Source organism: Collinsella sp. SGI.241, assembly GCF_050312955.1.
Classification (GTDB): domain Bacteria; phylum Actinomycetota; class Coriobacteriia; order Coriobacteriales; family Coriobacteriaceae; genus Collinsella.
Map to the genome: position 1 here is coordinate 35,017 of NZ_JBNPKM010000011.1, position 23,958 is coordinate 58,974.

Sequence of the window (23,958 nt, forward strand, 5' to 3'; positions counted from 1 at the left end):
AGAGTGTCGCAGGATGCGCTCCGACGGAACTCAAATCCGTCTCCAAGCCACTTCGCAATGAGGCGATTCTCGCGCTTCGAAAACAAGGGCTAACCGTTAAGCAGGTTCAGCTGCTGACAGGACTCGGAACATGGATTATCAAGAACGCGTCCTAACGTCGCGTTTGCCGAGTTACGGGTACGGCGAAGCGCAACTGCCTGCCGCGAGGCGCCGCCATTCGCAAGCGCCACCATGTTAAACAGAAACGCTTCCGCTGAATAACGTCCAACGGAAGCGTTTTCCCAGATAAAACCTGCCAAAATAAACCTGTCCCTTTTTGGCAGGTTAGGCCTGGAAGGTGTCGCGGTCGGGCGCGAAGGACTGCATGGCCGCGATGGTACGGTCGAAAAGCTCGGGGAGCTCCCAGCCCAGCATCTCGGCGCCCTGCGTAATCACGTCGCGCGAGCAGCCGGCGGCAAAGCGCTTGTCCTTGAACTTCTTCTTGAGCGACTTGGTCGTAAAGTCCATGACGCTCTTGCTCGGACGCATGATGACGGCAGCACCGATCAGGCCGGTAAGTTCGTCGCAGGCAAACAGGATCTTTTCCATCTGCAGCTCGGGCTTGGGCAGCGAGGTGTTGAAGTCCGAGGTATGCGTCTGGATGGCGCGGATGAGCTCGGGCGATGCGCCCTCGCCCTCGAGGATCTCGGCCGCATAGATGGTGTGGTTCACGGGGTCGTCCTCATGCTCCTCCCAATCCAGGTCGTGCAGCAGTCCGACGATGCCCCAAAACTCCTCGTTCTCGGGGTCGAACTCGCGCGCAAAGTAGCGCATGGTGCCCTCGACCGTCTCGCCGTGGGTGATGTGGAACGGATCTTTGTTGTGCTCGTTGAGCAATTCGAACGCACGGTCGCGGGTGATTCCGGCGGAAAGCGTCTGGGACATGGCAATACCTCCAGGTGAGTCGGTGCTAGGACACGGTGTCACTATCGTATATCGCCGCGACTCAAGCCGAAAGGCAGAAAAGGCATACGGAGAAAAAAGCCGGGCGAACGCGTCGCCCGGCAAAACCGCAGATAAAACCTGCCAAAATAAACCTGTCCCTTTTTGGTAGGTTTAGAGGCGGACCTGGCCGGTGCCGCGGAGCTTGTATTTGTAGGTGGTGAGGGCCTCGGCGGCAAAGGGGCCGCGGGCGTGGAGCTTTTGGGTCGAAATGCCGATCTCGGCGCCCAGGCCAAACTCGCCGCCGTCGGTAAAGCGCGTGCTGGCGTTGGCATACACGGCCGAGGCATCGATCTCATCCAAGAAGCGCTCGCAGGCGTCCGCGTCCTCGGCGATGATGGCCTCGGAATGCATAGTGCCATAGCGGTTGATGTGCGCGATGGCCTCGTCCTCGTTCGCCACGACCTTCACGCTCATCTCGAGCGCCAGGTACTCGCGGCCCCAGTCCTCCTCGGTTGCGGCAACAAAGTCATCGCCCTCGGCAAGACCGGCGTCGGCGCATGCGGCACACGCGGCCTCGTCGCCGTGAATCAGCACGCCGTGGTCGTGCAGCACGGCCACGACCGCCGGCAAAAACGAATCTGCCACGGCGCGGTCCACAAGCAGCGACTCGGCGGCGTTGCACACGCCCACGCGCTGGGTCTTAGCATTAACGATAATGTTGAGCGCTTTATCAAAGTCGGCCGACTCATGCACGTAGATGTGGCAGTTTCCCGTGCCCGTCTCGATAACCGGCACAAGCGACTCGCGCACGCAGCGCTGGATCAGGCCCGCACCGCCACGCGGAATAAGCACGTCGACGATACCGCGAAGCTTCATGAGCTCGCCGGTGGCCTCGCGATCGGTGGACTCGATCATCGAGATAGCCTCGCGCGGGAAACCCTTGGCCTCGAGCGCATCGGCCAGCAACTCGGAAATCATGGCGCACGAGTGATAGGCCAGCGAACCGCCGCGCAGAATGCAGGCGTTGCCGGTGCGGATGCAGATGCCCGCGGCATCGGCCGTCACGTTGGGGCGCGCCTCATACACCATGGCGACCAGGCCCAGCGGCACGCTCACGCGGGTGAGGTCCACACCACTTGCAAGTACGCGGTGGTCGAGCACGCGGCCGACAGGATCGGACAGCTCAGCGAGCTTCTCCAGGCCGGCGGCCATGCCCTCGACGCGCTCGGGCGTCAGCAGCAGACGGTCGAGGAGCCCCGCCGAGGTCCCCGCATCGCGCGCAGCGGACATATCGAGCTCGTTGGCGGCGACGATGGAATCGACACCATCGCGCAGCGCCGCGGCCATGGCGCGCACGGCCTCCTGGCGCTGCTCGTCGCTCGCCGTGGCAAGCGAGGCCGACGCTGCCTTGGCGGCAACGGCAAGATCGTGGACATACGTGGCTATATCGACCGACATGGGCGGCCCTTTCTCTTAGTAGTTTGCCAACCATGGTAGCCGATTTGTGCATGCCCTCGCGCATGGCGGTAGAATTGGTCAACCCGAAACACCGCAACGAACGGAAGTACCGCATGGCCCTCATCACTTCGTACCACGTCCCCGGCCTCTATGTCGAGGACCACAGCATCGACGTCCCCTTGGATTGGCGCGGCCTGGAGCCGATGCTTTTGGCCTTCGGCAGCACCATGCGCCGCGGCGCCATGCCGGCGCCCATCGCCGGCGCACCCGAGAGCATCAAGCTTTTCTACCGCGTGGTTTGCGCTCCCGACCGTATCAACGACGACCTGCCACTCCTCCTCTTTTTGCAGGGCGGCCCCGGCGGCGAGAGCCCGCGTCCGCTGTCGCCCACAAGCGACGGCTGGATCGAGGAGGCCGTCAAGCACTTCCGCGTCGTCCTGCCCGACCAGCGCGGGACCGGGCGCAGCAGCTGTGTAGACGGGCGCACGATTGCCGCACTGGGCGAGCGCGCCGAGGCGGCAGGCTCCGATGCGGCCCGCTCGCAGGCGGATTTTCTCAAGCGCCACCTCGCCAGCTCCATCGTGCGCGACTTTGAGTACCTGCGCCTGGTAGGCTTTGGCGGCAAGCCCTGGGTCACACTCGGCCAGAGCTACGGCGGCTTTTTGACGTTGAGCTATCTGTCGCTCTTCCCCGAGGGCGTGGCGGCGAGCTTTACCTGCGGCGGCATTCCGCACGTACCGGCGAGTGCCAGCGAGGTCTACGCGCACACCTTCCCGCGTATGGCGGCCAAGACTCAGCAGTATTACGACCGCTACCCCACCGACGTCGAGCGCGTGGCGGCCCTGGCAGATGCCCTCGAGGAACAAAAGCCCGCGCTGCCCGACGGCTCGCCGATGACGGTCGAGCGCCTGCAGCTCATGGGCAGCGACTTTGGCATGAAGCCGAGCTTTGAGCGCATGCACTGGATTATCGACCACGCGTTTGTTAATGGCGACGGTACGCTGAGCTGCGGCTCCTCGGTATCAGACAGCTTTTTGATGCGCGCCTTCGAGCGCACCAACACGCGCACGAATCCGCTGTACTGGACGCTGCAGGAGTTCATCTACGCCGATGGCGACACGATGCCTATTGGCTGGGCAGCCGCCGAGGAAAAGGCCCATCGTGCCGAGTTCGACACCCTCGCGCGCCCACTCATGTTTACCGGCGAGGCCATGTTCCCGTGGATGTTTGAGCAGATGCCCGAGCTCAAGCCCTTCAAGCCCGCCATGGACCTGCTGATGGAAGACACCAGCTGGGACAAGATTTACGACCCGCAGCGCCTGGCCTGCAACGAGGTGCCACTCCAAGCCGCGGTGTATTTCGACGACATGTACGTGGATTCGGGCCTGCAGCTCGACACGCTCAGCCGCGTGGGCAACTCACATGCCTGGGTGACGAACGAGTTCGAGCACGACGGCCTGCACGGCAGTGTGGTATTCAAGCACCTCTTCGACGAGGCCCTCAACCGCGGAGACCTGCGTCGAATCTTCTAGCAAAGGAGTGTCCCCACCTGCCGGCACATAAGAAACGTCCCCAAGTGCCGGCACGAGAAAGACAACGCTGCGGGAAACGATCCGCAGCGCTGTCTTTCTTTATGCAAAGACGATCAAGTTATCTCGATGGATCGCGGGCTTCTCGGCCAAGTCTGCCAGCAAGCGGTTGCCGGCAATCTGGTCCTGGCGGCGTCCGGCTGCAAGCTCCAGCACGTCCGAATCGGCCTCGGCGATACCGCGGGCGACAACCATACCGCTCGGGTCGCACACGTCGAGCACATCGCCCTCGGCAAACGTGCCATCGACCTCGCGAATACCCACCGCAAGCAGGGAAGAACCGCGGCTGATCAGCGCCTTCGCGGCGCCGTCATCGACCGTCACCGAGCCATGCGCCTTGTCGCCCAGTGCAATCCACAGCTTGCGGGGCGCAATGTCCAGGCGCTCCGCCGGCGGATCGAACAGCGTGCCCACGCTCTCGCCGCGGGCAAGGCGCACGAGCGCATCGGGCTCCTCGCCCGAGCAAATCACGCTCTGAATGCCAGCCGTCATCAGGATGCGGCTCGCGCGGATCTTGGTAATCATGCCGCCTGTGCCAACCGATGTGGAAGAATCGCCCGCCGAGGCGATAATCTTGGCATCGATCTTATGCACGACCGGGACGAACTCGGCCGTGGGGTCCTCGTGCGGATTGGCGGTATAGAGGCCATCGATGTCCGAGAGCGTCACGCACAGGTCGGCAGAAACCAAGCAGCCCACAAGCGCCGCCAGCGTGTCGTTGTCGCCAAACTTGATCTCGTCGACGGTAACGGTGTCGTTCTCGTTGACGACCGGCACCACGCCCAGTTCCACCAGACGCAGCAGCGCGTCGCGCGCGTGCAGATAGGACGTGCGACGGGCCGTGTCATGACGCGTGAGCAGCACGAGCGAGGTGAGCAGGTCGCGCGCATGGAACTCCTCGTCGTAGGCCGACGAGATGATGCACTGACCGGCCGAGGCGCAGGCCTGCAGGCTCGGCAGGTCACCGACCGGCTTGCGGTCAAAGCCCAGCACGGGATAGCCACAGGCAATGGCGCCCGAACTCACCACGACCAGACGCCAGCCGAGTTTGCGCAGGGCAGCAGCCTGATCGGCAAGTCCGCCGATAAAGGCGCGGTTGACCTTGCCATCGGCGCCCACCACCGTGGACGAACCGATCTTTACCACCATCGTTTTATAAGAAGTCGTCATACGTCAAACCAATCAACTGTTGAGGGTTCGGGCGAGCTGACGGCCGAGGGAACGTAATTCCACCCTACACCCAACAAAATTAGCGAGCCCAGGGGAAGGCAGAAGCCGCGGCCATGTTCTTGCGCACGAGCTCGTCGCGCACCTGCGCCAGGCCCTGCTCCATGCCCACCACATAGGTCTGCGGGTACAGGAAGCGCTTGTAGACCGGATCCAGATGGTCCAGCGCCCAAGCGCAACGCTCGCGTGCGGCCTCGATGCTCTCGCGCGGGGCAACAGCACTGCCGTCGCGCACGATCGGCGCCAGCAGCTCGCGATACTCAAGCTCGGACACGTCGGTCACCAGGGCGGCATCGTTCACGGCCACGAGGGTATTGCCGCGCGCGGCGCCCACCCCCGCCAGATGGTCCTCGTCATAGATCATGTCGCAGACCGGGCCGCCAAAGCCGTCGTAATAGCGGCGCACGCGCTGCACGCCCGGAATCGTGCGCTTGTAGGGCTGCTCGGAGAGCTTGACCACCGGCGTCCACGGGTCCATCTCGCTCGCACGGCGGGCGGAAAGCTTGTACACGCCGCCCAGTGCCGGTTGGTCGTAGCAGGTCGCGAGCTTGGTGCCCACGCCAAAGCTATCAATGGGCGCGCCCTGGTCGAGCAGCGACTGAATCGTGTATTCATCCAGATCGTTAGAAACCGAGATCCCCACATAGGGCAAGCCCTCGGCATCGAAACGGCCGCGGACATACTTGGACAGCTTGGCGAGGTCGCCGGAATCGATGCGAATGGCCGACAGACGCTCGCCCGCCGCCTCCATCTCCTTGGCAACCGTAATGGCATGCTCGCAGCCCTCGCGCACGTCGTAGGTGTCAATGAGTAGCGTGCAGTTCTTGGGGCTCGACTTGGCAAAGGCACGGAAAGCCTCGAGCTCGGAATCGAAGCTCATCACCCAGCTGTGCGCATGCGTGCCAAAGACGGGAATACCGTAGCGGCGACCGGCGAGCACATTGGACGTAGAGGAACAGCCGGCAACGTAGCTCGCGCGCGCGACGGCCAGACCGCCATCGGGACCCTGGGCGCGGCGCAGGCCAAACTCGGCCACGGGACGGCCGTCCGCCGCCAGCACCACGCGCGCCGTCTTGGTGGCGACAAGCGTCTGGAAGCCGACAATGTTGAGCAGCGCCGTCTCGAGCAGCTGGCACTCCAGCGCGGGGCCGGTGACGCGCACCATGGGCTCGCGCGGAAAGACGAGCTCGCCCTCGGGGACGGCGTCGATGTTTACATGCGCACGAAAATCGCGCAGGTAGTCGAGGAATTCGGGCTTGAACATCGCGCCGCCGGCCGGGGCCTGGAGCGATGCGAGGTAGTCGATATCCTCGGGCGTAAAGCGAAGGTTTTCGACCAGCTCGGGCAGCTCGGCGGTGCCGCACATGACGGCGTAGGCGCTGCCAAACGGATGGTCACGGTAAAACGCGGTAAAACAGCCCTGCTCATTGGCCTTGCCGCTCTCCCACAGGCCCTGGGCCATAGTGAGCTCGTACAGATCGGTGAGCATTGCGATGTCGGTGGGATGCGAGATGTCGGTCAAAGCCATGGGGCGACCTTTCGGATGCGTTGTGCAGAGGTTGAGGGTTGGACGAGAGCAGAGCATGCGGACATGACGCCCGATGCAAATCGGTTAGAGCAGGCCCATGCTGGTCATGATCGTGTAGCCCATAAAGACGACAAACGCGACCAAGGCGAGCGCGATGATGATCTTTTGAGCCGGGGCCATACCGGGGATCTCGCCCTCGGCCGTGGGCTCCTTAGAAGTGACCATGCGCTGGGCAAACGTCATCTCGTCACGGCTCGGCTTGGGCTCGGCGGGCTTGGGGCGGGCGGCTTTTTTAGGCTGAGGCTTGGGTGCAGCAGGCGCAGGCTTCGCAGCGGCGGGCTTGAGCGCGGGCGCGGGCTTGCGCTCGGATGCGGCCTTGGCAGCGGCCTCCTCGGCCTTCGCATGCTCGGCACGCAGGGCGGCCAGCTCCTCACGCTCGCGCCGGGCCTCTTCCTGGGCCTCGCGGCGGGCCTTCTCAGCGCGGAGCTCTTCCAACTCGGCGCGCTCCTCGTCGGACAATGGTTGGGAATCAAGCTCGGCCATAGTGCAGCCCTTTCTTTCAAAAAAAGCCGCCGACACAATGTCGACGGCTTATCAAATCCAAGGGTGGAGACGAAGGGAGTCGAACCCTCGGCCTCTGCCATGCGACGGCAGCGCTCTCCCAACTGAGCTACGTCCCCAGGACAAGTTGTTATTTTACCTACGGCTCGCCAACTGTCAACGCCCAATACCCAGTCTTTTTGGGACGGGGCTTTTTTGACTACTTTTCGGATGGTAGCTCGACCCCCACCGGGAGCAGTCTTTTTGGGACGGGGCTATTTTAGCTACCCAGGCAGATAGCGAAAACGATTTGGACGATTAACGGCAGGGGCAGCTAAAATAGCCCCGTCCCAAAAAGACTGCTCAAAAGAGCTACTTTGCGCTGGTGAGGACGCCGGTAGTGTCGAACGCTGGGGTAAAGCTCTCGTCTACCGCGCCGCCCTCTTGCCAGAACATCGTCGTAAAGCCCAGGTCGTCGGCATGGTCGAGCACCCGCTCGTACTCCTCGCGCGTCACGGCTCGCGCCAAGTCGCCGCCCTGCTCGCGCATGAGCGCATTGGGCGTGTACTGGTTCATGACCGAGATCGGCACATCACCCACCGTCTGCCACACCAGGTCCAACACGCGACACGAATCGTCCGCATGTCCCGGCAACACCAGGTGACGCACGATCATGCCGCGCTTCATGAGCCCATCCTCGTCCACCAGCTCTCCCCCACGGCGCTCAATCTCGCGCGCCATTTGCGCCAAACCCGACACGGCCACACGCGGGTAGTCCTTAATGTGGGAGAGCGACTGCGCAAGCCCCGCATCGGCATATTTAAAGTCGGTTAGCCACACATCGACCAGATCGCCGAGCGCCGCCACGGCACTCGCGCGCTCATAACCGCTTGTGTTGTAGACGATTGGAACAACCAGTCCGCGCGCCCGTGCCGCGGCAATCGCAGCCGGCAGCAGGTGCGCGTAGTGCGTCGCCGTCACCAAGTTAATATTGTTTGCACCCTGGTCCTGCAGCTCCAACATAATCTCGACCAGGCGCTCGGGCGAAATTTCAATCCCAAAATTGCCCGTCGAGATCTCGTGGTTCTGGCAATAGACGCATTTGAGCGAGCAGCCGCTAAAGAAAATCGTGCCCGAACCGGCCTCGCCCGAGATAGGCGGCTCCTCCCACATATGAAGCGCCGCACGGGCCACCTTGAGCGTGTCGTTAGCACCGCATACGCCGCGCGCACCCTCATCGCGCGCCGCACCGCAACGGCGCGGACACAAATGGCAGGCGGGCGAAAAAAGTTCGGTCAACGACGTCGGCATAAAAACATGCTCCAAAACAACGATTCAGCAGCTCAAACGCAAAAGGACCAACCGCGCAGACGGCTCGAGCCCAAGGCGCCGTAATCGTCCGACACGATTTTTGTAATGTCAAGACTGGAATCGATAAAGTGCAGCTTTATGATGTAAGTATTCCGCCCCCCGCGGAGCAACTGGGTGAACCGTCGCGTTTATTTAGGGAGCCCACACAGTCGTACGTAGTACAGGTATCCTTCGTTGTTAAGGACGCTGGAACGGTCGATGAGGGCACCCACCTGTTTTAGGTGGGTTCATTTTCGTAACGTGGGGGGTGGTTTTCTTTTGCCGTTTTTGCCAAAAATAGCCATCGCAGATCCCGTATGACACCCAACGGCACTCGGCAGAACCCCCGCCACCATCCCAATATCTGGTAAGCGCGTGATTATCGATCGGCGCGATTCCCCGCACCCCCTTTGGTCGAGTATCATGGGTCAGCTATACCCTTTGCGGCATGGCATCCTTTGACCTTTTCCTTCGACGCTTGGCGGTTTTTGATACATGGCTTCATCCACGAGCTACATACCGTTCCTTTGCGTGGCAGCCGCGGCATATATCACGACCTTCCTTACGGTGCCCCTGGTTAAACGTCTGGCAATCAAGCTCGACGCCGTTGACTATCCTTCAAAACGCCGTATCAACACCAAGCCCATCCCGCGCTTGGGAGGTACGGCGGTCTTTTTGGGCCTGGTCGTTGCCTGCATCGTTCAGATTATGGGCACCTGGCATCTGGGCTGGCCGCCCGTCTTGGTCCCGCATCCGCGCCTGCACATTAGCTACCCCATGCTGGCGCTTTCTTTTACCGTCATTTTTGCGACCGGCGCGATCGACGACGTCTTCCAGCTTAAGCCCAAGCAAAAGCTCGCCGGCCAGGTCCTCGCCGCGCTCATCGCCTGCGTGGGTGGCCTAAAAATCGGCGTCATCCTCAACCCGCTTGCCCCCGGCGAGATTATGCTCGGCTGGCTTGCCTACCCCATCACCGTGGTCTACCTGGTGGCGTTCACCAACATTATCAACCTTATCGACGGCCTCGATGGCCTGGCCACAGGCATCTGCGGCATCGCATCGTTCACGATGTTCTCGATGGCCGTTCTCTCGGGCCGCATCGATGCCGCCGCGCTCTCCATCGCGTTGTTTGGCGCCTGCCTGGCCTTCTTGCGCTACAACTTCAACCCCGCGAGCATCTTTCTGGGCGACTCGGGGTCGCTGCTGCTGGGCTTTGCGCTTGGTTCCATTTCGCTGCTTAATGTGAGCCGCACCGCCGCGCTCACCTCGCTTATCATTCCGCTCATCGTTGCCGGTGTGCCCATCATCGACACGTTTAGCGCCATCGTGCGCCGCAAGCGCGCCCACATTAGCATTGGGCAGGCCGACAAAGGCCACATCCACCACCGCCTCATTCAAGAGGGCTATAACCAGAAGCAGGCTGTGCTGCTTATCTATGCCTGGTGTGTCCTGCTTTCGGCCGGTGCGGCCGCCATCAACCAGGTCGAAGTCCCCATGCGCGTGCTCATCTTTACCGTCCTTGGCATTGGCTCGGCAGCCTTCGCCAAGCACCTGCACCTGTTTGAGCCCGTGCTACGCCACCATTACAACAAGCGCACGCACGAAGACGAGCTGATAACCCCCGACGACCCCGCCTTTAAGCAGGAGGAGCAAGCGGCCGAGGAGCGTAAGGGAGAGCGCCACCACAGGCATTAAGGTTTGCTGCAGAAGGTCGCTCTGCTTACCGTCGGCCGCTCGTGACCGCGCCTCGACCGCCACGCATGTCTCGCCTTACCACCCCCCCCTGCCCACTTTCGCCCGCCCCTCTCAATAAACGCGTTATCATCTTGACCCATGAACATACGTTAGGAGCAATCATGCCAAACGAGAACAGCTACGAAGTCGCGCTGCAAAAGAGCAACGCCATTCGCGAGGGCCTGGCCAAGACGCCCGAGAAGTTCACCATGCTTACCGGCGACCGCCCCACCGGCCGTCTGCACCTAGGCCACTACTTTGGCACCCTCAAGGGCCGCGTGGAGTTGCAGAATATGGGCGCCAAGACCAACGTGCTCATTGCCGACTACCAGGTCATCACCGACCGCGACACCACCGAGCACATCCAGGACAACGTGTATAACATGGTCATGGACTACCTTGCCTGCGGTATCGACCCCGACAAGACCATGATCTACACGCACTCCGCCGTGCCCGCCGCCAACCAGCTCATGCTGCCGTTCCTGTCGCTGGTCTCCGAGGCCGAGCTGGCGCGCAACCCCACCGTCAAGGCCGAGATGGAGGCCTCGGGCCACGAGCTCACCGGCCTTCTGCTCACCTATCCGGTACACCAGGCCTGCGACATCCTGTTCTGCAAGGGTAACGTTGTGCCCGTCGGTCGCGACCAGCTGCCGCACATCGAGCTCACCCGCACCATCGCCCGCCGCTTTAACAACCGCTACGGCAAGGTGTTCCCCGAGGTCGACGCGCTGCTGTCCGAGACCCCGCTGCTGCCCGGCCTGGACGGCCGCAAGATGAGCAAGAGCTACGGCAACGCCATCAATATCTCGATGACCGCCGAGGAGACGGCCAAGCGCATCAAGAAGAGCCAGACCGACTCCGAGCGCATGATTACGTTTGATCCCGAGAACCGCCCCGGCGTGTCCGGCCTGCTTTCGACGGCTGCCATCTGCACCGGCCGCTCCGAGGTCGAGATTGCCGAGGAGATTGGCATGGGTGGCTCTGGCCAACTCAAGAAGTACGTGACCGAGGCCGTCAACGAGTACTTCGCACCGATCCGCGAGCGTCGCCAGCGCTATGAGAACGATCTGGACTATGTGAAGGACGTGCTGCACGAGGGCAACCGTCGTGCCAACGAGATCGCCGAGCAGACCCTGGCCGAGGTTCAGGACGCCATGGGCATGGTGTACTAGTCGAGAGCAATAAACAACACTCAAACTAAACCGCCGCGATTGGCACAATCCTCGTTGCGGCGGTTTTGTTTTCTTCAGAGGTCGGTCGCCGAGATATTCAGCCGCTTGGCAGAACCCCTAAGTCGCAAGCACCTTGAGGCTATATCCTGTTAAGCAATGACACCCTATTGTTTAACATGCGGCAGCTTTTACGGCAGACCCGACCGACCGGAAGGAGTCCCATGAGCTCAGTTGCGTTTTGTACCTGCAACGACCGGAAATGCCCATTTAACCCTGTCAACCACGAGAAGGGCTGCACACCGTGTATCGCTAAGAATCTGCACGAGCACGAGATTCCAACGTGCCTGTTCAACGCGATTTCTCCCGATCGGCTTGAGGCCGATAAAGACGAGTGGTCGTGGCAAGCGTTCGCGCGGCATGTAGAAGCATATCTGGGAAGCGACAGCCCAAGAATCCCCGCAGGCGAAGAAGCGCCGCAGGGATTTACCAAGATCGGTTGCTGTAAGCGGGACTAACAATCAAAGTTAGTGCCCCCCCTAAAACCAAACGTCAGTACCTCATTATGGGATAACAGACCTGATGGGTTTGCCCCATGCTTACAGGAAAGCGCCCGCCGACCATGGCAGCCGACGGGCGCTTTCCTGAAGTACACCGTTGAATCGCACAGAGGGGAGGAATGCGAATCAAACTCAACAGGGCAGGCTTTTTCATCGCCTATTGCCTGCTCCGTTGTTGAATACAATATAGTTCCCCGTGGTTTACTTTGCAGCATCAATATCCACCGCCACACCTTCTGCATAAGTTAACCCCGTTAAACCTGACAATTAGGGACAGGTTTATTTTGGCAGGTTTTATCTGGGGAAACATCAATGGAGCCAGCGTTCCACCACAAAGAGGACAGCCAGCTTTGTGGTGGTTTTGGCCACGGCAGAGCCGCTAGAGCCCTGCTGGCCAACGACAGGCGGCCAAGTCGACGTGCATGGGGTCGACAAACGTCACGCCCTCCCCCAGCAGGAGCTCGCGCTGAGCATCGGGGCCGCCAAACGCAAAGCCCTCGCAAATGCGACCATCGGCAAACACCACGCGGTGACAGGGAATCTCGCCGGGGCACGGATTGCTATGCAGGGCATACCCCACGTACCGCGCACTTCGTGGACGGCCGGCGAGCAGCGCCACCTGGCCGTACGTGGCAACCATCCCCTCAGGGATCTGCTCGACTACCTCGTACACCCGCTCAAAAAAGCCCTCAGACGCCATCGATGCTCCTTTCCGCCCGCAACAGCATAAATCAAATGATCCCTCGGGGACGGCAGGGTTGCTGATCATTTGCGGCCTCCGTGAGGCCGATGGTCCGCAACCCCGTCATCGCCGAGGGATCACATGGCATGGCAGATAGCGTTTGCCCAGATAAAACCTGCCAAAATAAACCTGTCCCTTTTTGGCAGGTCGGTTAGTTGGCAGGCTGGAAGAAGGCTACGGCTACGGCACCGGGGCCTACATGGGTGCCGATGGTGGCGCCGATGGTGTGAACGGGCAGCTCGCCCTCGGTGTGGCCAGCCCACAGCGCGGCACTATCCTCGATATACTTCCTGAGCACCGCATCCGAAAGGCCCGTATAGCCGAGCGCCAGCGGCATGGAAAAGTCGACGCCGCCCGCCTTTTCGACCTTTTGGTTCAGCAGGTTGCGACCGTTCTTGGAACCGCGCGCCTTGCCCAGCTGCACGATCAGACCGTCCTCGGCAGCCACCACGGGCTTTACGTTGAGCAGCGTACCCACGGCGCCGGCCGCAGCAGACAGGCGACCGCCGCGTACCAGGTACTCCAGCGTCTCGAGCAGGCCGATAACCACCACGCGGTCGCGCACGGCCTCAACCGCCGCCGCGATCTGGGCCGCGCTACGGCCCTCGTCCACCAAGCGCAGGGCATACTCGACCAGCACGCGCTCGCCCAGGGTGACGTTGTTGCTGTCTACCACGAACACATCGCCGCCCGGTGCCTCGGCAAGTGCGGTACGGGCACTCTGATTTGTGCCGGAAAGCTTAGCGCCCACGGTAATAATCACGGCCTCATCGCCGGCTTCACGAACCTCGGCGATAGCCTGCGAAAACGCGTACGGGTTGACCTGGCCGGTCTTGGGCAGCTCATCGCGCTCCACGAGCATCTCGTAAAAGCGCTGGTGATTGATGTCGACGCCATCCATGTACACATCGGTGCCAAAGGTAACGGACAGTGGCAAAACAGCCAGTGCCGGGTGCTCCGCCGGCGACATATCGCTTGCGGAATCGGTAATAATGCGGACGGACATAGCGAATCCTTTCTTGCGCAGGTCCCGCGCAGGGAATTTTGACAGCAATGCCCCGGCACGGTATACGCGCTCAAACGGGACGATGCAGTTGTTAATGGGAAGCAAATGCCTAGGCGGCCCTACAGCTCGCGCAGGGTGTCGAGAATCGTACGCAGCGACGCGTACATCTGCTCGCGCTGCTCCACACCCATGGCCTTGCCGGTGGCATCGAGCACCTCGCGAATAATGCGATCGGCCTCATTCATGCTCTCGCCGCCCAACGTGGTCAGGCGAACCGGGGCGCGATACTTAACGGCGGCATCGCCCGAATCGTCGACCTCGACGTAGCCGCCCTCTTCCAGATGCGCCAGCGTGCGCGAAACGGCAGCGCGGGTCACGCCTGCCATGCGGGCGAGGTCGGCACCAGTCAGGCCGTCCTTGCTGCGCTCAAGATAGTACAGGCACATGATATCGGAACCCTTAAGGCCCAGCCTTGCGCCCTCAGATGCCTTAATGCGCTGGATCTCCTTGTAGAGCCCGCTAATCAGTCCGACAAAATCCTCAAAACGTGTCTCGTCGCTCTGCTGCATGGGAGACGACCGCCTTTCGCTTGCATAATGCTAACGGGTAAACATCTTAGCCGCATGCCCGAACCCCCGTACCCAAATATCCCAATTGTTAACTCATCAACATAAAAACCACCACAAAGGGGATAGCACCTTTGTGGTGGTTTGGGGCATCAATAGGTTCTAGGCGCCGCTAGAGTTCCACGCGCGGGTTATCGCGGGTCACAAGCGTCTTAACGACAACCGTCGCTCCCAGATAGCGCTCAAGCAGCTCGGCTAAGCGATCGATCGCGGCCTGACAGTCCCCCATTCGCTCGGGTTCAACACACTCAATCGCCAGGAACGCATCGGCAGAATCGTCGGACAGGGCCGTTCGAACGCCGTCGCGCCAGTTCCAGCAGCGGCACACGGCACCCGCATCATCGATGTAGGCGAGCTCGCCGGGCAGCGTCGGATCATCTGCCTCCTCGCCAAGCGGCAAGAACGCATCGCCACCGTCGGTCACCTTCAAGCGAAGGTCTCCCTCAATCGCGTGCAAATCCTCGCCTCCCACGGGCAGCGCGTAGGTCAGCGAAACCGTGTTGTAAATATCCACCGCCGGTGTGATATGACCGACCGGCTTGCCCTTGAGCACGCGCTTGAGCAAGTTCTCGATCGAGCAGCGGGCGCCATTTTTAGTCTTGAACAGGCGATAGGCCTCGCGCCAAGCCTTGACCGGCGCGTTCTCGCTGATGGTATCGCTTGTCAGATGACGCTCCGCATCGATATTGGCGCGATCGAGCAGCGCCGCAATCGCGTCCACGTCCTCTTGAGGAATCTGAGCCGCGGGCTTCATGCCCTCCACGACCACAACACCGACCGCCGCCTGTGGAAATAGCTCCCAAAATGAATCCTCGGCAACAAAGCTCTTCATACGTGCTCCTTTCGCAATTCGCGCCAACGCGAGCGCCTAAACAAAAAGCGCCCCTACAACGGCCACCTTCAAAGTCCTACGGTGCCGTCACAAGAGCGCTTACGCTGTCCCCATCCGGAGAAGGGGACGATATGTCAGGCGCATTGTAACCCGAGTCATCCACACGAGCAAAACCACCACAAAGGTGCCCCCTTTATGGTGGTTTTGGGTCTGTGGCGACGCTAGTGGCGGAGTCCCAGCAGGCCGCGGCCGCGATGACGGGCCTCGGCGGACACCTGAGCGTGCGGGCCGGCGGCCTTGACGGACTCGGGCAGGTGCGAGTACTTCTTCTCGAAGTTCTCCTCGAACATCACCGCCAAGTTGTGCGCGGCCTCGTCGTAGCGCGCTGTGCTCTGCCAGTACTGGCGCGGCACCAGGATGCCGTCCGGCACACCGTGGCACGTGGTGGGAATGTCGACATTAAAGATATCGTCGTGCAAGAACTCGCTGTCCTCGATGGTACCGTCGAGGGCGCGTGCGACCAGGGCGCGCGTGTAGGCAAGCTCGATGCGATGGCCCACGCCATAACCGCCGCCAATCCAGCCGGTGTTGAGCAGATAGACGCGGGTGCGACCGTCGGCGATACGCTCGCCGAGCATCTTGGCGTAGACCATGGGATCGAGCGGCATAAACGGCTCTCCGAACAGCGAGGAAAACGTGGGCGTGGGCTCGGTGACGCCGACCTCGGTACCGGGGATCTTTGCGGTGAAGCCCGTCACAAAGTGATACATGGCGGCATCGGCCGTCAGGCGCGAGATAGGCGGCAGCACGCCAAAGGCATCGCAGGTCAAAAACAGCACGACGCTCGGGGTGGTGCCCATGCCCTTGGTCCACGCGTTGGGGATATGCTCGACGGGATAGGCAACGCGCGTGTTGTGCGTGATCGAGACGTCATCGTAGTTGGGCTTGCGGTTCTCGTCGAGCACCACGTTTTCGCAGATCGCGCCAAAGCGAACGGCGTTGAAGATCTCGGGCTCGTGAAACTCGTCCAGGCCCTCGCACTTGGCGTAGCAGCCTCCCTCGATGTTGAAGATGCCCATGTCGGACCAACCGTGCTCGTCGTCGCCGATCAGCAGGCGCGTGGGATTGGCCGAAAGCGTGGTCTTGCCGGTGCCGGACAGGCCAAAGAACACGGCGGTCTCGTGCGTGACGGGATCCATGCTGGCCGAGCAATGCATGGGCAGCACATCGTCCTCGACGGGTAGCAGGTAATTCATGACACTGAAGATGGACTTTTTAATCTCACCGGAGTAGCCGGTGCCGGCAACCAGAATCACGCGCTCCTGGAAGTTGATGACCACGGCGGCGCTGGAGTTGAGGCCCTTGATGGCGGGGTCGCACTGGTACCCGGGTGCCGCGAGCACGCAAAAGTCCGGCTCGCCGGTGCGCGCAATTTCGCGAGCGAGCGGACGGGCGAGCATCTGCTTAATGAAGAGCGCCTGGCTCGCGCGCTCGCAGGCAACGAGCAGGCGACGCGTGTGGTTGCGGTCGGCACCCGCCATGCCGCGCGTGACGAACACGTCGCGCTCGTTGAGGTAGTCGACGATGCCGGCCTTGATGGCCTCGTAGCTCTCAATCGAAAGCGGGCGGTTGACGGCGCCCCAGGCGATCTTGTCGTGAACATCGGGGGTGTCAACGATAAAGCGGTCGTTGGGAGAACGGCCGGTGCGCTCCCCCGTCTCGATTACCAGCGCGCCGTTGGATGCCATGCGGCCCTCTTCACGGCGGATGGCGTGCTCGACGAGCTCCGCAGCAGGTAGATCGACCAGCAGACGCGGCTGATTCTCGGCGGGATCTTCGACCAGCGTAATACCAAAGTTGGACAGAACTTCTGCAGGGGTAACACCAGGCATGGGGCCTCCTTTAAAAGCGCGTCACGCGGGCGCGACGCGCACTTTACTCACGTAAAGTTCGTTGTACCCGATATGCAAAAACGTTTTTGCGGCAAGGGCGGCAAGCCCGCCCAACGGTCAAAAATCCCAGGCAAGCGGCCTAGTCATTGGGGACGTTCTTAAACGACGAGTCGTTGGGGACACTCTTGAACAGGCAACATTCAAGGAGTGTCCCCGGATGCCGGCACAAAAGAAGCGTCCCTAAGTGCCAACTATAGCGGCAGGCCTTGGCCGAGCATGGCGATGGCGCTCATGAGGACCAGCATGCCGGCGGCGTAGGGCAGGACCGCGCCCAGGAGCTCGGCATCCTTGCCGCGCACGTGCACGGCGGCCAGGCCGATGGCGAGCGTCTGCGGCGAGATCATCTTGCCGGCGGCGACGCCAAGCGCGTTCAGCGCGACCATCCAGTAGTCGCTCACGCCCAGCGCGGTGGCAGCCTGGCTCTGGATGGGACCAAACAGCATGCCAGAAGACGTGCCCGAACCGGTCACGAACGCACCGACCGCGCCGATCCACGGAGCCAGAATCGGGTACAGGCCACCGGCGACCGCAATGCAAAACGCACTAATCGAAGAGATCATGCCCGCATAGCCCATAACCTTGGCACAGCCCAGAACCGAAAGCATGGTAATGACCGTCGGCATCATCTGCTTGACGGTCGCGGCCAGTACCTTGCCCATCATGCGCGGCGAAGCACCCTGAATGGCGCCGCCGACAAACGCCGCCAGGAAAATCCAGACGCCCGGCGTGTTGATCCACGAAAACGTGAGCGTGCCGGGGTTCTCGCCGCAATACACCTGCACCTGGCTCGCAAACGGTGCGAGCGCAGCATGCACGGCAGGCACCAGGTTAGACGTTCCCAACAGCAGCACAAAGATCAGGATGAAGCACGACCAAGCCGAAAGCGCCGACTTAGCGGTGAGCTGCTCGCCGGCCTCGATATTCATGTGGAAGCGTGCGTCCAGATGCCCCGACTTCTCGGCACGCATGGCAAGCGCAGCTGTCAGCGCGAGCGAAACGATGGAACCGACGACGACGGCAAGCTCGGGACCCACAAACATGGCAACGACAAGAGCCGCACCGGCAAAGGACACGCCGGAGAGCACGGCGATGCCCGCCACGCCGTTCAGGCGCTCGGCAACGCCCGCAACATTACCCTGGTCATCGGCGACACGACCCGCAACCAGCACGATAAACAGAGGCATCATCGCAAAGAAAGGCGCCAGCTGCACCATCTGAACGGTCGCCAAATGCAGCGGGTCCAGGCCCACCAGACCGGCAACGGACACCGTGGGAATGCCAATGGAGCCGTAGGGCGTGGGCACGCCGTTGGCCAGCAGACAGATGAGCACGGCGGGCACGGCCTCAAAGCCCAGGCCCGCGAGCATGCCGGCGGGAATAGCGACGGCGGTGCCAAAACCGGCCATGCCCTCCATAAAGCCACCAAAGCACCAGGCCACAAGCAGCGCCAGCAGGCGGCGATCGCTGCTGATGGAGGTGATCATGCTGCCGATCACGTCCATGGCGCCCGTGCGAACGCACAGGTTATACGTGAACACCGCGGCGATGATTACCAAAACGATGGGCCACAGGGCCATCAAAAAGCCTTCGAGCGAGGCGGTCGCGATCTGCGCTGTCGGCAGGTGCCACCATGCGAAGGCAAGCACGCACGAAAGGACAAACGATCCGATGGCGGCTTTCCAAGCTGGCCATTTAAAGCACAGCAGCATCACGACAAGCCAAATGATCGGCACAAGAGCCAGCAAGAATGCGGCGACGTCCATAGGTAGAAGCTCCTTGGTGCCGCGCGGGCGGCATCGTGGTATCACATAACTTCAACAGGATACCGCACGCTCACCGACAATTTACTGCCGCCCCCCGAAAATATTGAACAATCCGTTCAAAAACATGAGTGACACCGTCGCGTCTATACTAGAACGCAGCAATAGAAAGGACCCGCCTTGAGCATCTCGCCCCTCGATAGCATCCGCCGCGCCATCGCCCGCCGCAACGGCATCGCCAACCCCGCTGTATCGGGCGGGGCCCACGGACAGGGCGGACGCATCGAGAACGGCCTCTTCCCCGCATCGCACACCGCCGAGGAGCTCGCGCGTATCCAGGAGCTGAGTCAGCGCAACGCCGGCGGGCCAAATAGCGGCCAAGCCGCGCGTCGTCGGCGCGAGCGCGATCGCCAGCCCGGTCCTGTCCGCCGCATGGTCAATGCCTGGTGGAACCGCCTGCTCGGCGCCGTCTACGGCGGCGGTTTCTCCATGCAGGAAGCCGAATACGAGGAGCACGCCACCCGTCGCGACTACCTTTGGAACACCCTCGGCACCGCCGTGTGGGGCATGGCGTTTCCGCTGCTCACTATCGTGTCTACGCAGCTTGTAGGCGCCGAGGAAGCCGGCAAGTTCTCCATCGCCTTTGTCACCGGCACGCTCATCATGATCGCGTGCAACTACGGCGTGCGCAATTTTCAGGTCTCGGACATCGACGAGAAGACGTCCTTTGCCTCCTACCAGCTCAACCGCTGGCTTTGCGGAGCGATCGCCCTAGGCTGCGGCCTTGCATACAGCAGCGCCCGCGGCTACGACGCGCACATGGCGACGATCGGCCTGGGCGTCTACCTGTATAAGGTAATCGACGGCGTGGCGGACGTGTACGAGGGCCGCCTGCAGCAGGCCGACAAGCTCTATTTGGCCGGCATGAGCCAAACGCTGCGTTCCGCCGGCGTCATCGCGGTCTTTAGCGTGGCGCTGTTCCTTACGCGCAGCATGCCCATCGCGGCCATGGCCATGGGCGTCGCCGCCATTGCCTCACTCGTGCTGGTCACCGCCCCGCTCGCCCTGCTCGAAACCGAAAAATCGCGTCGCGTGAGCATACGCGAAGTCGGCCGCCTTTTTGCGCAGTGCGCCCCGCTCTTTGGCGCGCTCTTTTTGTTTAACCTTATCGAGAGCATGCCCAAATTTGTGATGGAAGGCACGCTGGCCTACAAATATCAGCTGTATTTTAATGCCCTATTCTTTCCGGCGCAGGCCATTTTGCTGAGCATTGGATTTATCTATAAACCGCAGCTCTTGCGTTTGTCGAGCATTTGGGCTAACCCGCGCAAGCGTCGCCGCTTTGACTTAATTATTGTCGCCGTCATGGCGCTGATCTTGGGTTTCACTGGCGCATGCGCCGCGTTTATGGCAGGCCCCGGCATTCCCCTTATGAGCTTTATGTACGGCCTCAACTTTGAGCGTTACCGCACATTGGCGCTGCTGATGGTCGTCGCCGGCGGCATCACCGCAGCCATCGACTTTATCTACGCCATTATCACAGTGCTGCGCCACGCCGGCGATGTCACCAAGATCTACCTCATTTGCTTTGCCGTGAGCGTGGTGCTCCCGATGATCCTCATCAACCTACTGGGGCTGATGGGTGCCGTCGTGAGCTACCTGGCTATCATGGCCCTACTGCTGGTGCTGTTGATTGTCGAGTACGCCCACATCCGCCAGCGCATAGAGAGGGACCGGAATCCGTACGGCGTCTAATTAGCCGCCCCGGTCACCGGAATTTGCGATGGAATCACCCCGGCTGGGGTCTCGTTGCGGACAATATGCATCACGCAAAACTAAGTGAGTAGACTTTTACCGAATCCCCGACCACACCTACAAAGCACAAGTCTGTGACCTGCGGTTTTATTGAGGCAAATATGTTGGGTGCTCGGCATTTCCAAAAAAGTCTACTCACTTAGCCAGCGGGCATCCAAATGATTATGTAATCCACGTCCCAGAAAAATCATTTGATGGGCAGAAGGGCAAAAGTAGTCAAAAAAGCCCCGTCCCAAATTAGCTACCCTTTGCACCGATTATTCGCCGGGCAGAATGTTCGCATAGAACTCCGCACCATCATCCAGGCGCAGGATGCCGACGCGGCCGAACTCGGAGCCGGTGGCGGCGGCACAGTCGATGTCGATGCGGTCGGGAACGCCGGCGGTATCCTCGCCACCCAGGCGCACAATCTGCCCGCGGCCCGACTCCTCATCGAGCCCTGCCAGGCCGCCCACCTCGCAATAACGCCCGAGCGACACCGTGGGCGTGTGGCCGCTCACCACGACCGGACCCTTGCCCTCGGCAGATAGCAGCCCCGTCGGGGCATCCCAATAGCCATGGCGAATCCAGAGCAAGTCATCGGACGACTGCACGGCAAGCATTTGCTGCAGCAGCTCGCTATCGACATCGACCGCTCCCCTGCCGTCACCGCAATCGACACCATGTTCAAGCAAAAACGCACGCGCTGCCTCGGTCTGAATACCGGCGTGCACCAGCAAATACGGACGCTCAGCAGTCTCTGCCACCGCATAGAGCGGCAGGGCGGCAGCCCAGCGCACCAGCTCCTCGTATGCCTCAAACTCCATATCGTTGAGCTGCTGGCGCGTGGTCCAACCGCCGTTGATGTCCCAGGTCTCAGCATCAAGCGGGTCCTGGCCGATGATCGCGTCGAGCATAATCTGCTCGTGGTTACCCTTAAGCACGCGAGCGTTGGGCAGCGATCGCACCAAGTTGATGACGCCGACCGGATCGGGACCGCGATCGATCATGTCACCCAACACGTACAGCGTGTCGTCGGACGTTAGCGAGATCTTGGAAAGGGCCTCGTCCAGCGCGCGCACGTGCCCGTGAGCATCGGATGTCACATAGATCGCCATGGAACGCCTTTCCCTGCATTACGGCCGAAGCCCGGAGCCACAACTAAAACTTCAAGTTGAACTTAAACGTTACCCATTGTACTCCGTTGCAATAAAGCTGGGAAGGGCCACGCGTCGCCAACGGTCGTTAGCAGCCGCACGCCCGGGCGCGCCGTTCTCGGTGCACCGCCGGCAGCTGATTCCCGACCAACGTCGCACACGCCGCAGCCTCGTGTCGAAAATGCGCACGCCCGCAATCCGTTCCCATAAACCCACCATCTTTGGGTACAAATAACCGCAGATAACTGACCGTGCCACGCCAACCTCCCAGGAGCGGACACTATCCATGAGCCAGATACTTCTTTTTATCGGCCTCGTCATTATTTTGTGCCTGACCATCAAACCCGTCGGCAAAAAGCTCCCCTTCCCCACCCTGCTCATCTTTATCGCGCTGGGCATGCTGCTGGGCGTCAACGGTCCGGCGCACATTGACTTTAGCGACTACGCGCTTACCGAAACCGTCTGCAGCACGGCGCTGCTGTTCATCATGTTCTACGGCGGCTTTAACACCAACATCGACCGCGCCAAGCCTGTCGCCGTGCCCGCGGTGCTGCTGAGCACGCTCGGCGTCGTCATTACCGCCGGCATCACGGGCGCCTTTGCACACTTCGCGCTAGGCTTCGACTGGATCGGCGGTCTGCTGCTGGGCTCGGTCGTGGCGTCGACCGACGCAGCGAGCGTCTTTAGCGTGCTGCGCGAGCACAGTCTGTCGCTGAGAGGTGGCACTGACTCGCTGCTCGAGGTCGAATCGGGCTCCAACGACCCCGTCGCTTACATGCTCACCGCCGTGCTTGCAACCCTTGCGGCCGGCGGCGACATTAACATCCCTGTGCTGCTCGCCAAGCAGATCATCCTGGGCGTGGGGCTGGGCCTTGTCATCGGCTGGGCATCGGGCCGCCTGATCGAGCGCGCGCACGCAACAGCCGAGGGCGCGCAGACCATCTTTTTGTTCGCCGTGGCGATCGTCGCCTACGCGCTGCCGAGCTACCTAGGCGGCAACGGCTTTTTAGCCGTGTACCTTGCCGGCATTGTGCTAGGCGCCAGCGACATCACCGGCAAGGTCGAGATGGCGCACTTCTTTGACACCCTTACCGAGATGGCAGAGATGACGATCTTCTTCTTGCTCGGCCTGCTCGTGACGCCCGCGCGCCTGCCGCAAGTGCTGCTACCCGGCCTGGCGCTCATGGCGTTTATGCTCTTTGTGAGCCGCCCCATCGCCGTCGGTCTGCTGTTGGCGCCCTATAAGACAAACCCCCGCCAGGTGGCGCTCGTAAGCTGGGCGGGCCTGCGTGGCGCGGCTTCGGTCGTGTTTAGCCTCTTTACCGTGGTGGCCGACGTTCCCGGCGGTCACGACCTGTTTGACCTGGTGTTTGTGATTGCCGTGTCGAGCATTGTGGTGCAGGGCTCGCTGCTGCCGGCGGTGGCGAAAAAGCTCGACATGATCGATGCGTCCGGCGACGTGCGCCGTACGTTTAACGACTACCGCGACGAGGACGGCATGTCGTTTGTCAAGCTCAAGGTGGGCACGGGTCATCCGTTTGCCGGACGTTCGCTCGCCGATATTGGCAGCGCCACGGACATGCTGGTGGTCCTGGTGCTGCGCGACGGTGCACACCCGGTGCTGCCCAACGGCGACACCGTAATTGAAGAAGGGGACCTTCTGGTTATGGCCGCGCCGACGTTTGAAGATCGTGCCGAGGTTACGCTGCGCGAGGTCACCGTGACACCCCACGGTCGCCTGGCAGGACTGCGCCTGCGCGACGTGCCGCAAGGCAAGCACCCGTTCATTGTGGTAATGCTCAAACGCGACGGCCAAACGATCATCCCCGACGGCAACACCCTCATATACGCCGGCGACGAAGCCGTCATCGCCACCCTGGCGTCGTAGCGGCAAGGGACAGCCATCCCGAATTGGCTACATTTGAGCACCAATCGCCCCGGCTGGGGTCTCGTTGCGAACAATTAGCGCCTCTCAAAACTAAGTGAGTAGACTTTTGCCGAATCGCCGAC

At 61.5% G+C, this 23,958-nt stretch carries 19 protein-coding genes and 1 tRNA gene; 6 read left to right on the forward strand and 14 right to left on the reverse strand.

Annotated elements, in window-relative coordinates; translation table 11 throughout:
• Positions 1 to 324: 324 nt before the first annotated feature.
• Together ACQQ92_RS06195 and ACQQ92_RS06200 are read right to left on the reverse strand one after the other, a co-directional pair.
• Complete coding sequence (locus ACQQ92_RS06195; RefSeq protein ID WP_427747469.1) at positions 325 to 924, reverse strand: HD domain-containing protein; 600 nt, start codon at positions 922 to 924, stop codon at positions 325 to 327.
• Between the two features lie 171 nt (positions 925 to 1,095).
• Complete coding sequence (locus ACQQ92_RS06200; RefSeq protein WP_427747468.1) at positions 1,096 to 2,382, reverse strand: glutamate-5-semialdehyde dehydrogenase; 1,287 nt, start codon at positions 2,380 to 2,382, stop codon at positions 1,096 to 1,098.
• Positions 2,383 to 2,495: 113 nt separating this feature from the next.
• Here ACQQ92_RS06200 and ACQQ92_RS06205 point away from each other — a divergent pair, with 113 nt between their 5' ends.
• Positions 2,496 to 3,914: an alpha/beta fold hydrolase gene (locus tag ACQQ92_RS06205; protein ID WP_427796048.1), complete on the forward strand. Its 1,419-nt coding sequence runs from the start codon at positions 2,496 to 2,498 to the stop codon at positions 3,912 to 3,914.
• Positions 3,915 to 4,013: 99 nt separating this feature from the next.
• Here ACQQ92_RS06205 and proB read toward each other — a convergent pair whose 3' ends face one another.
• The 5 genes from proB to ACQQ92_RS06230 all read right to left on the reverse strand — a co-directional run bounded on the left by proB (position 4,014) and on the right by ACQQ92_RS06230 (position 8,577).
• Complete coding sequence (gene proB, locus ACQQ92_RS06210) at positions 4,014 to 5,141, reverse strand: glutamate 5-kinase (protein WP_427727946.1); 1,128 nt, start codon at positions 5,139 to 5,141, stop codon at positions 4,014 to 4,016.
• A 79-nt stretch (positions 5,142 to 5,220) separates the two neighbouring features.
• Positions 5,221 to 6,726 (reverse strand): nicotinate phosphoribosyltransferase, encoded by a 1,506-nt coding sequence (locus tag ACQQ92_RS06215; RefSeq protein ID WP_427727949.1) that lies wholly within the window; start codon positions 6,724 to 6,726, stop codon positions 5,221 to 5,223.
• Between the two features lie 84 nt (positions 6,727 to 6,810).
• Entirely contained in the window at positions 6,811 to 7,269 is a 459-nt protein-coding gene (locus ACQQ92_RS06220; RefSeq protein WP_427727952.1) for a hypothetical protein, read from the reverse strand.
• 64 nt (positions 7,270 to 7,333) lie between these two features.
• Positions 7,334 to 7,406: transfer RNA gene (locus ACQQ92_RS06225), tRNA-Ala, on the reverse strand.
• Between the two features lie 232 nt (positions 7,407 to 7,638).
• Positions 7,639 to 8,577, reverse strand: a complete 939-nt coding sequence (locus ACQQ92_RS06230) for a radical SAM protein (protein ID WP_427727955.1) — start codon at positions 8,575 to 8,577, stop codon at positions 7,639 to 7,641.
• A gap of 534 nt (positions 8,578 to 9,111) precedes the next feature.
• Here ACQQ92_RS06230 and ACQQ92_RS06235 point away from each other — a divergent pair.
• From ACQQ92_RS06235 to ACQQ92_RS06245, 3 genes are all read left to right on the forward strand, one after another.
• Positions 9,112 to 10,311, forward strand: coding sequence for an MraY family glycosyltransferase (locus ACQQ92_RS06235; RefSeq protein WP_427727958.1), 1,200 nt, complete (start codon positions 9,112 to 9,114; stop codon positions 10,309 to 10,311).
• Between the two features lie 161 nt (positions 10,312 to 10,472).
• Positions 10,473 to 11,522 carry a tryptophan--tRNA ligase gene (gene trpS / locus ACQQ92_RS06240; protein WP_427727961.1) on the forward strand — a complete coding sequence of 350 codons (1,050 nt, stop codon included), beginning with the start codon at positions 10,473 to 10,475 and terminating at the stop codon, positions 11,520 to 11,522.
• A gap of 221 nt (positions 11,523 to 11,743) precedes the next feature.
• A complete protein-coding gene (locus ACQQ92_RS06245; protein ID WP_195838532.1) occupies positions 11,744 to 12,037 on the forward strand; it encodes a DUF6485 family protein in 294 nt (97 codons plus the stop codon).
• Positions 12,038 to 12,458: 421 nt separating this feature from the next.
• Here the strand turns inward: ACQQ92_RS06245 and ACQQ92_RS06250 are convergent, their stop codons facing one another.
• The 6 genes from ACQQ92_RS06250 to ACQQ92_RS06275 form a co-directional block, all read right to left on the reverse strand.
• Entirely contained in the window at positions 12,459 to 12,779 is a 321-nt protein-coding gene (locus tag ACQQ92_RS06250) for an MGMT family protein (RefSeq protein ID WP_427796049.1), read from the reverse strand.
• Positions 12,780 to 12,972: 193 nt separating this feature from the next.
• Positions 12,973 to 13,827, reverse strand: a complete 855-nt coding sequence (locus ACQQ92_RS06255) for a DegV family protein (protein WP_427796050.1) — start codon at positions 13,825 to 13,827, stop codon at positions 12,973 to 12,975.
• 119 nt (positions 13,828 to 13,946) lie between these two features.
• The gene (locus ACQQ92_RS06260) at positions 13,947 to 14,396 is read right to left on the reverse strand and encodes a MarR family winged helix-turn-helix transcriptional regulator (protein ID WP_427796051.1); all 450 of its coding nucleotides are present in this window, start codon (positions 14,394 to 14,396) and stop codon (positions 13,947 to 13,949) included.
• A 169-nt stretch (positions 14,397 to 14,565) separates the two neighbouring features.
• Entirely contained in the window at positions 14,566 to 15,285 is a 720-nt protein-coding gene (locus ACQQ92_RS06265; protein ID WP_427796052.1) for a B3/B4 domain-containing protein, read from the reverse strand.
• A 221-nt stretch (positions 15,286 to 15,506) separates the two neighbouring features.
• Positions 15,507 to 17,177 carry a phosphoenolpyruvate carboxykinase (ATP) gene (gene pckA, locus ACQQ92_RS06270; protein WP_427719537.1) on the reverse strand — a complete coding sequence of 557 codons (1,671 nt, stop codon included), beginning with the start codon at positions 17,175 to 17,177 and terminating at the stop codon, positions 15,507 to 15,509.
• 251 nt (positions 17,178 to 17,428) lie between these two features.
• Positions 17,429 to 19,000 (reverse strand): L-lactate permease, encoded by a 1,572-nt coding sequence (locus ACQQ92_RS06275; RefSeq protein WP_427796053.1) that lies wholly within the window; start codon positions 18,998 to 19,000, stop codon positions 17,429 to 17,431.
• Positions 19,001 to 19,177: 177 nt separating this feature from the next.
• Here ACQQ92_RS06275 and ACQQ92_RS06280 point away from each other — a divergent pair, with 177 nt between their 5' ends.
• Positions 19,178 to 20,752: a lipopolysaccharide biosynthesis protein gene (locus ACQQ92_RS06280; protein WP_427796054.1), complete on the forward strand. Its 1,575-nt coding sequence runs from the start codon at positions 19,178 to 19,180 to the stop codon at positions 20,750 to 20,752.
• A gap of 317 nt (positions 20,753 to 21,069) precedes the next feature.
• Here the strand turns inward: ACQQ92_RS06280 and ACQQ92_RS06285 are convergent, their stop codons facing one another.
• Positions 21,070 to 21,909 (reverse strand): metallophosphoesterase, encoded by an 840-nt coding sequence (locus ACQQ92_RS06285; RefSeq protein WP_427796055.1) that lies wholly within the window; start codon positions 21,907 to 21,909, stop codon positions 21,070 to 21,072.
• A 325-nt stretch (positions 21,910 to 22,234) separates the two neighbouring features.
• Between ACQQ92_RS06285 and ACQQ92_RS06290 the strand changes: the two genes are divergently transcribed.
• The gene (locus tag ACQQ92_RS06290) at positions 22,235 to 23,836 is read left to right on the forward strand and encodes a potassium/proton antiporter (RefSeq protein ID WP_427796056.1); all 1,602 of its coding nucleotides are present in this window, start codon (positions 22,235 to 22,237) and stop codon (positions 23,834 to 23,836) included.
• Positions 23,837 to 23,958: the final 122 nt, after the last annotated feature.

Excerpts from the sequence above, each read along its gene's own strand:
- ACQQ92_RS06195 (WP_427747469.1), bottom strand. The coding sequence starts at position 924 with ATGTCCCAGACGCTTTCCGCCGGAATCACCCGCGACCGTGCGTTCGAA.
- ACQQ92_RS06200 (WP_427747468.1), bottom strand. The coding sequence starts at position 2,382 with ATGTCGGTCGATATAGCCACGTATGTCCACGATCTTGCCGTTGCCGCC.
- ACQQ92_RS06205 (WP_427796048.1), top strand. The coding sequence starts at position 2,496 with ATGGCCCTCATCACTTCGTACCACGTCCCCGGCCTCTATGTCGAGGAC.
- proB (WP_427727946.1), bottom strand. The coding sequence starts at position 5,141 with ATGACGACTTCTTATAAAACGATGGTGGTAAAGATCGGTTCGTCCACG.
- ACQQ92_RS06215 (WP_427727949.1), bottom strand. The coding sequence starts at position 6,726 with ATGGCTTTGACCGACATCTCGCATCCCACCGACATCGCAATGCTCACC.
- ACQQ92_RS06220 (WP_427727952.1), bottom strand. The coding sequence starts at position 7,269 with ATGGCCGAGCTTGATTCCCAACCATTGTCCGACGAGGAGCGCGCCGAG.
- ACQQ92_RS06230 (WP_427727955.1), bottom strand. The coding sequence starts at position 8,577 with ATGCCGACGTCGTTGACCGAACTTTTTTCGCCCGCCTGCCATTTGTGT.
- ACQQ92_RS06235 (WP_427727958.1), top strand. The coding sequence starts at position 9,112 with ATGGCTTCATCCACGAGCTACATACCGTTCCTTTGCGTGGCAGCCGCG.
- trpS (WP_427727961.1), top strand. The coding sequence starts at position 10,473 with ATGCCAAACGAGAACAGCTACGAAGTCGCGCTGCAAAAGAGCAACGCC.
- ACQQ92_RS06245 (WP_195838532.1), top strand. The coding sequence starts at position 11,744 with ATGAGCTCAGTTGCGTTTTGTACCTGCAACGACCGGAAATGCCCATTT.
- ACQQ92_RS06250 (WP_427796049.1), bottom strand. The coding sequence starts at position 12,779 with ATGGCGTCTGAGGGCTTTTTTGAGCGGGTGTACGAGGTAGTCGAGCAG.
- ACQQ92_RS06255 (WP_427796050.1), bottom strand. The coding sequence starts at position 13,827 with ATGTCCGTCCGCATTATTACCGATTCCGCAAGCGATATGTCGCCGGCG.
- ACQQ92_RS06260 (WP_427796051.1), bottom strand. The coding sequence starts at position 14,396 with ATGCAGCAGAGCGACGAGACACGTTTTGAGGATTTTGTCGGACTGATT.
- ACQQ92_RS06265 (WP_427796052.1), bottom strand. The coding sequence starts at position 15,285 with ATGAAGAGCTTTGTTGCCGAGGATTCATTTTGGGAGCTATTTCCACAG.
- pckA (WP_427719537.1), bottom strand. The coding sequence starts at position 17,177 with ATGCCTGGTGTTACCCCTGCAGAAGTTCTGTCCAACTTTGGTATTACG.
- ACQQ92_RS06275 (WP_427796053.1), bottom strand. The coding sequence starts at position 19,000 with ATGGACGTCGCCGCATTCTTGCTGGCTCTTGTGCCGATCATTTGGCTT.
- ACQQ92_RS06285 (WP_427796055.1), bottom strand. The coding sequence starts at position 21,909 with ATGGCGATCTATGTGACATCCGATGCTCACGGGCACGTGCGCGCGCTG.
- ACQQ92_RS06290 (WP_427796056.1), top strand. The coding sequence starts at position 22,235 with ATGAGCCAGATACTTCTTTTTATCGGCCTCGTCATTATTTTGTGCCTG.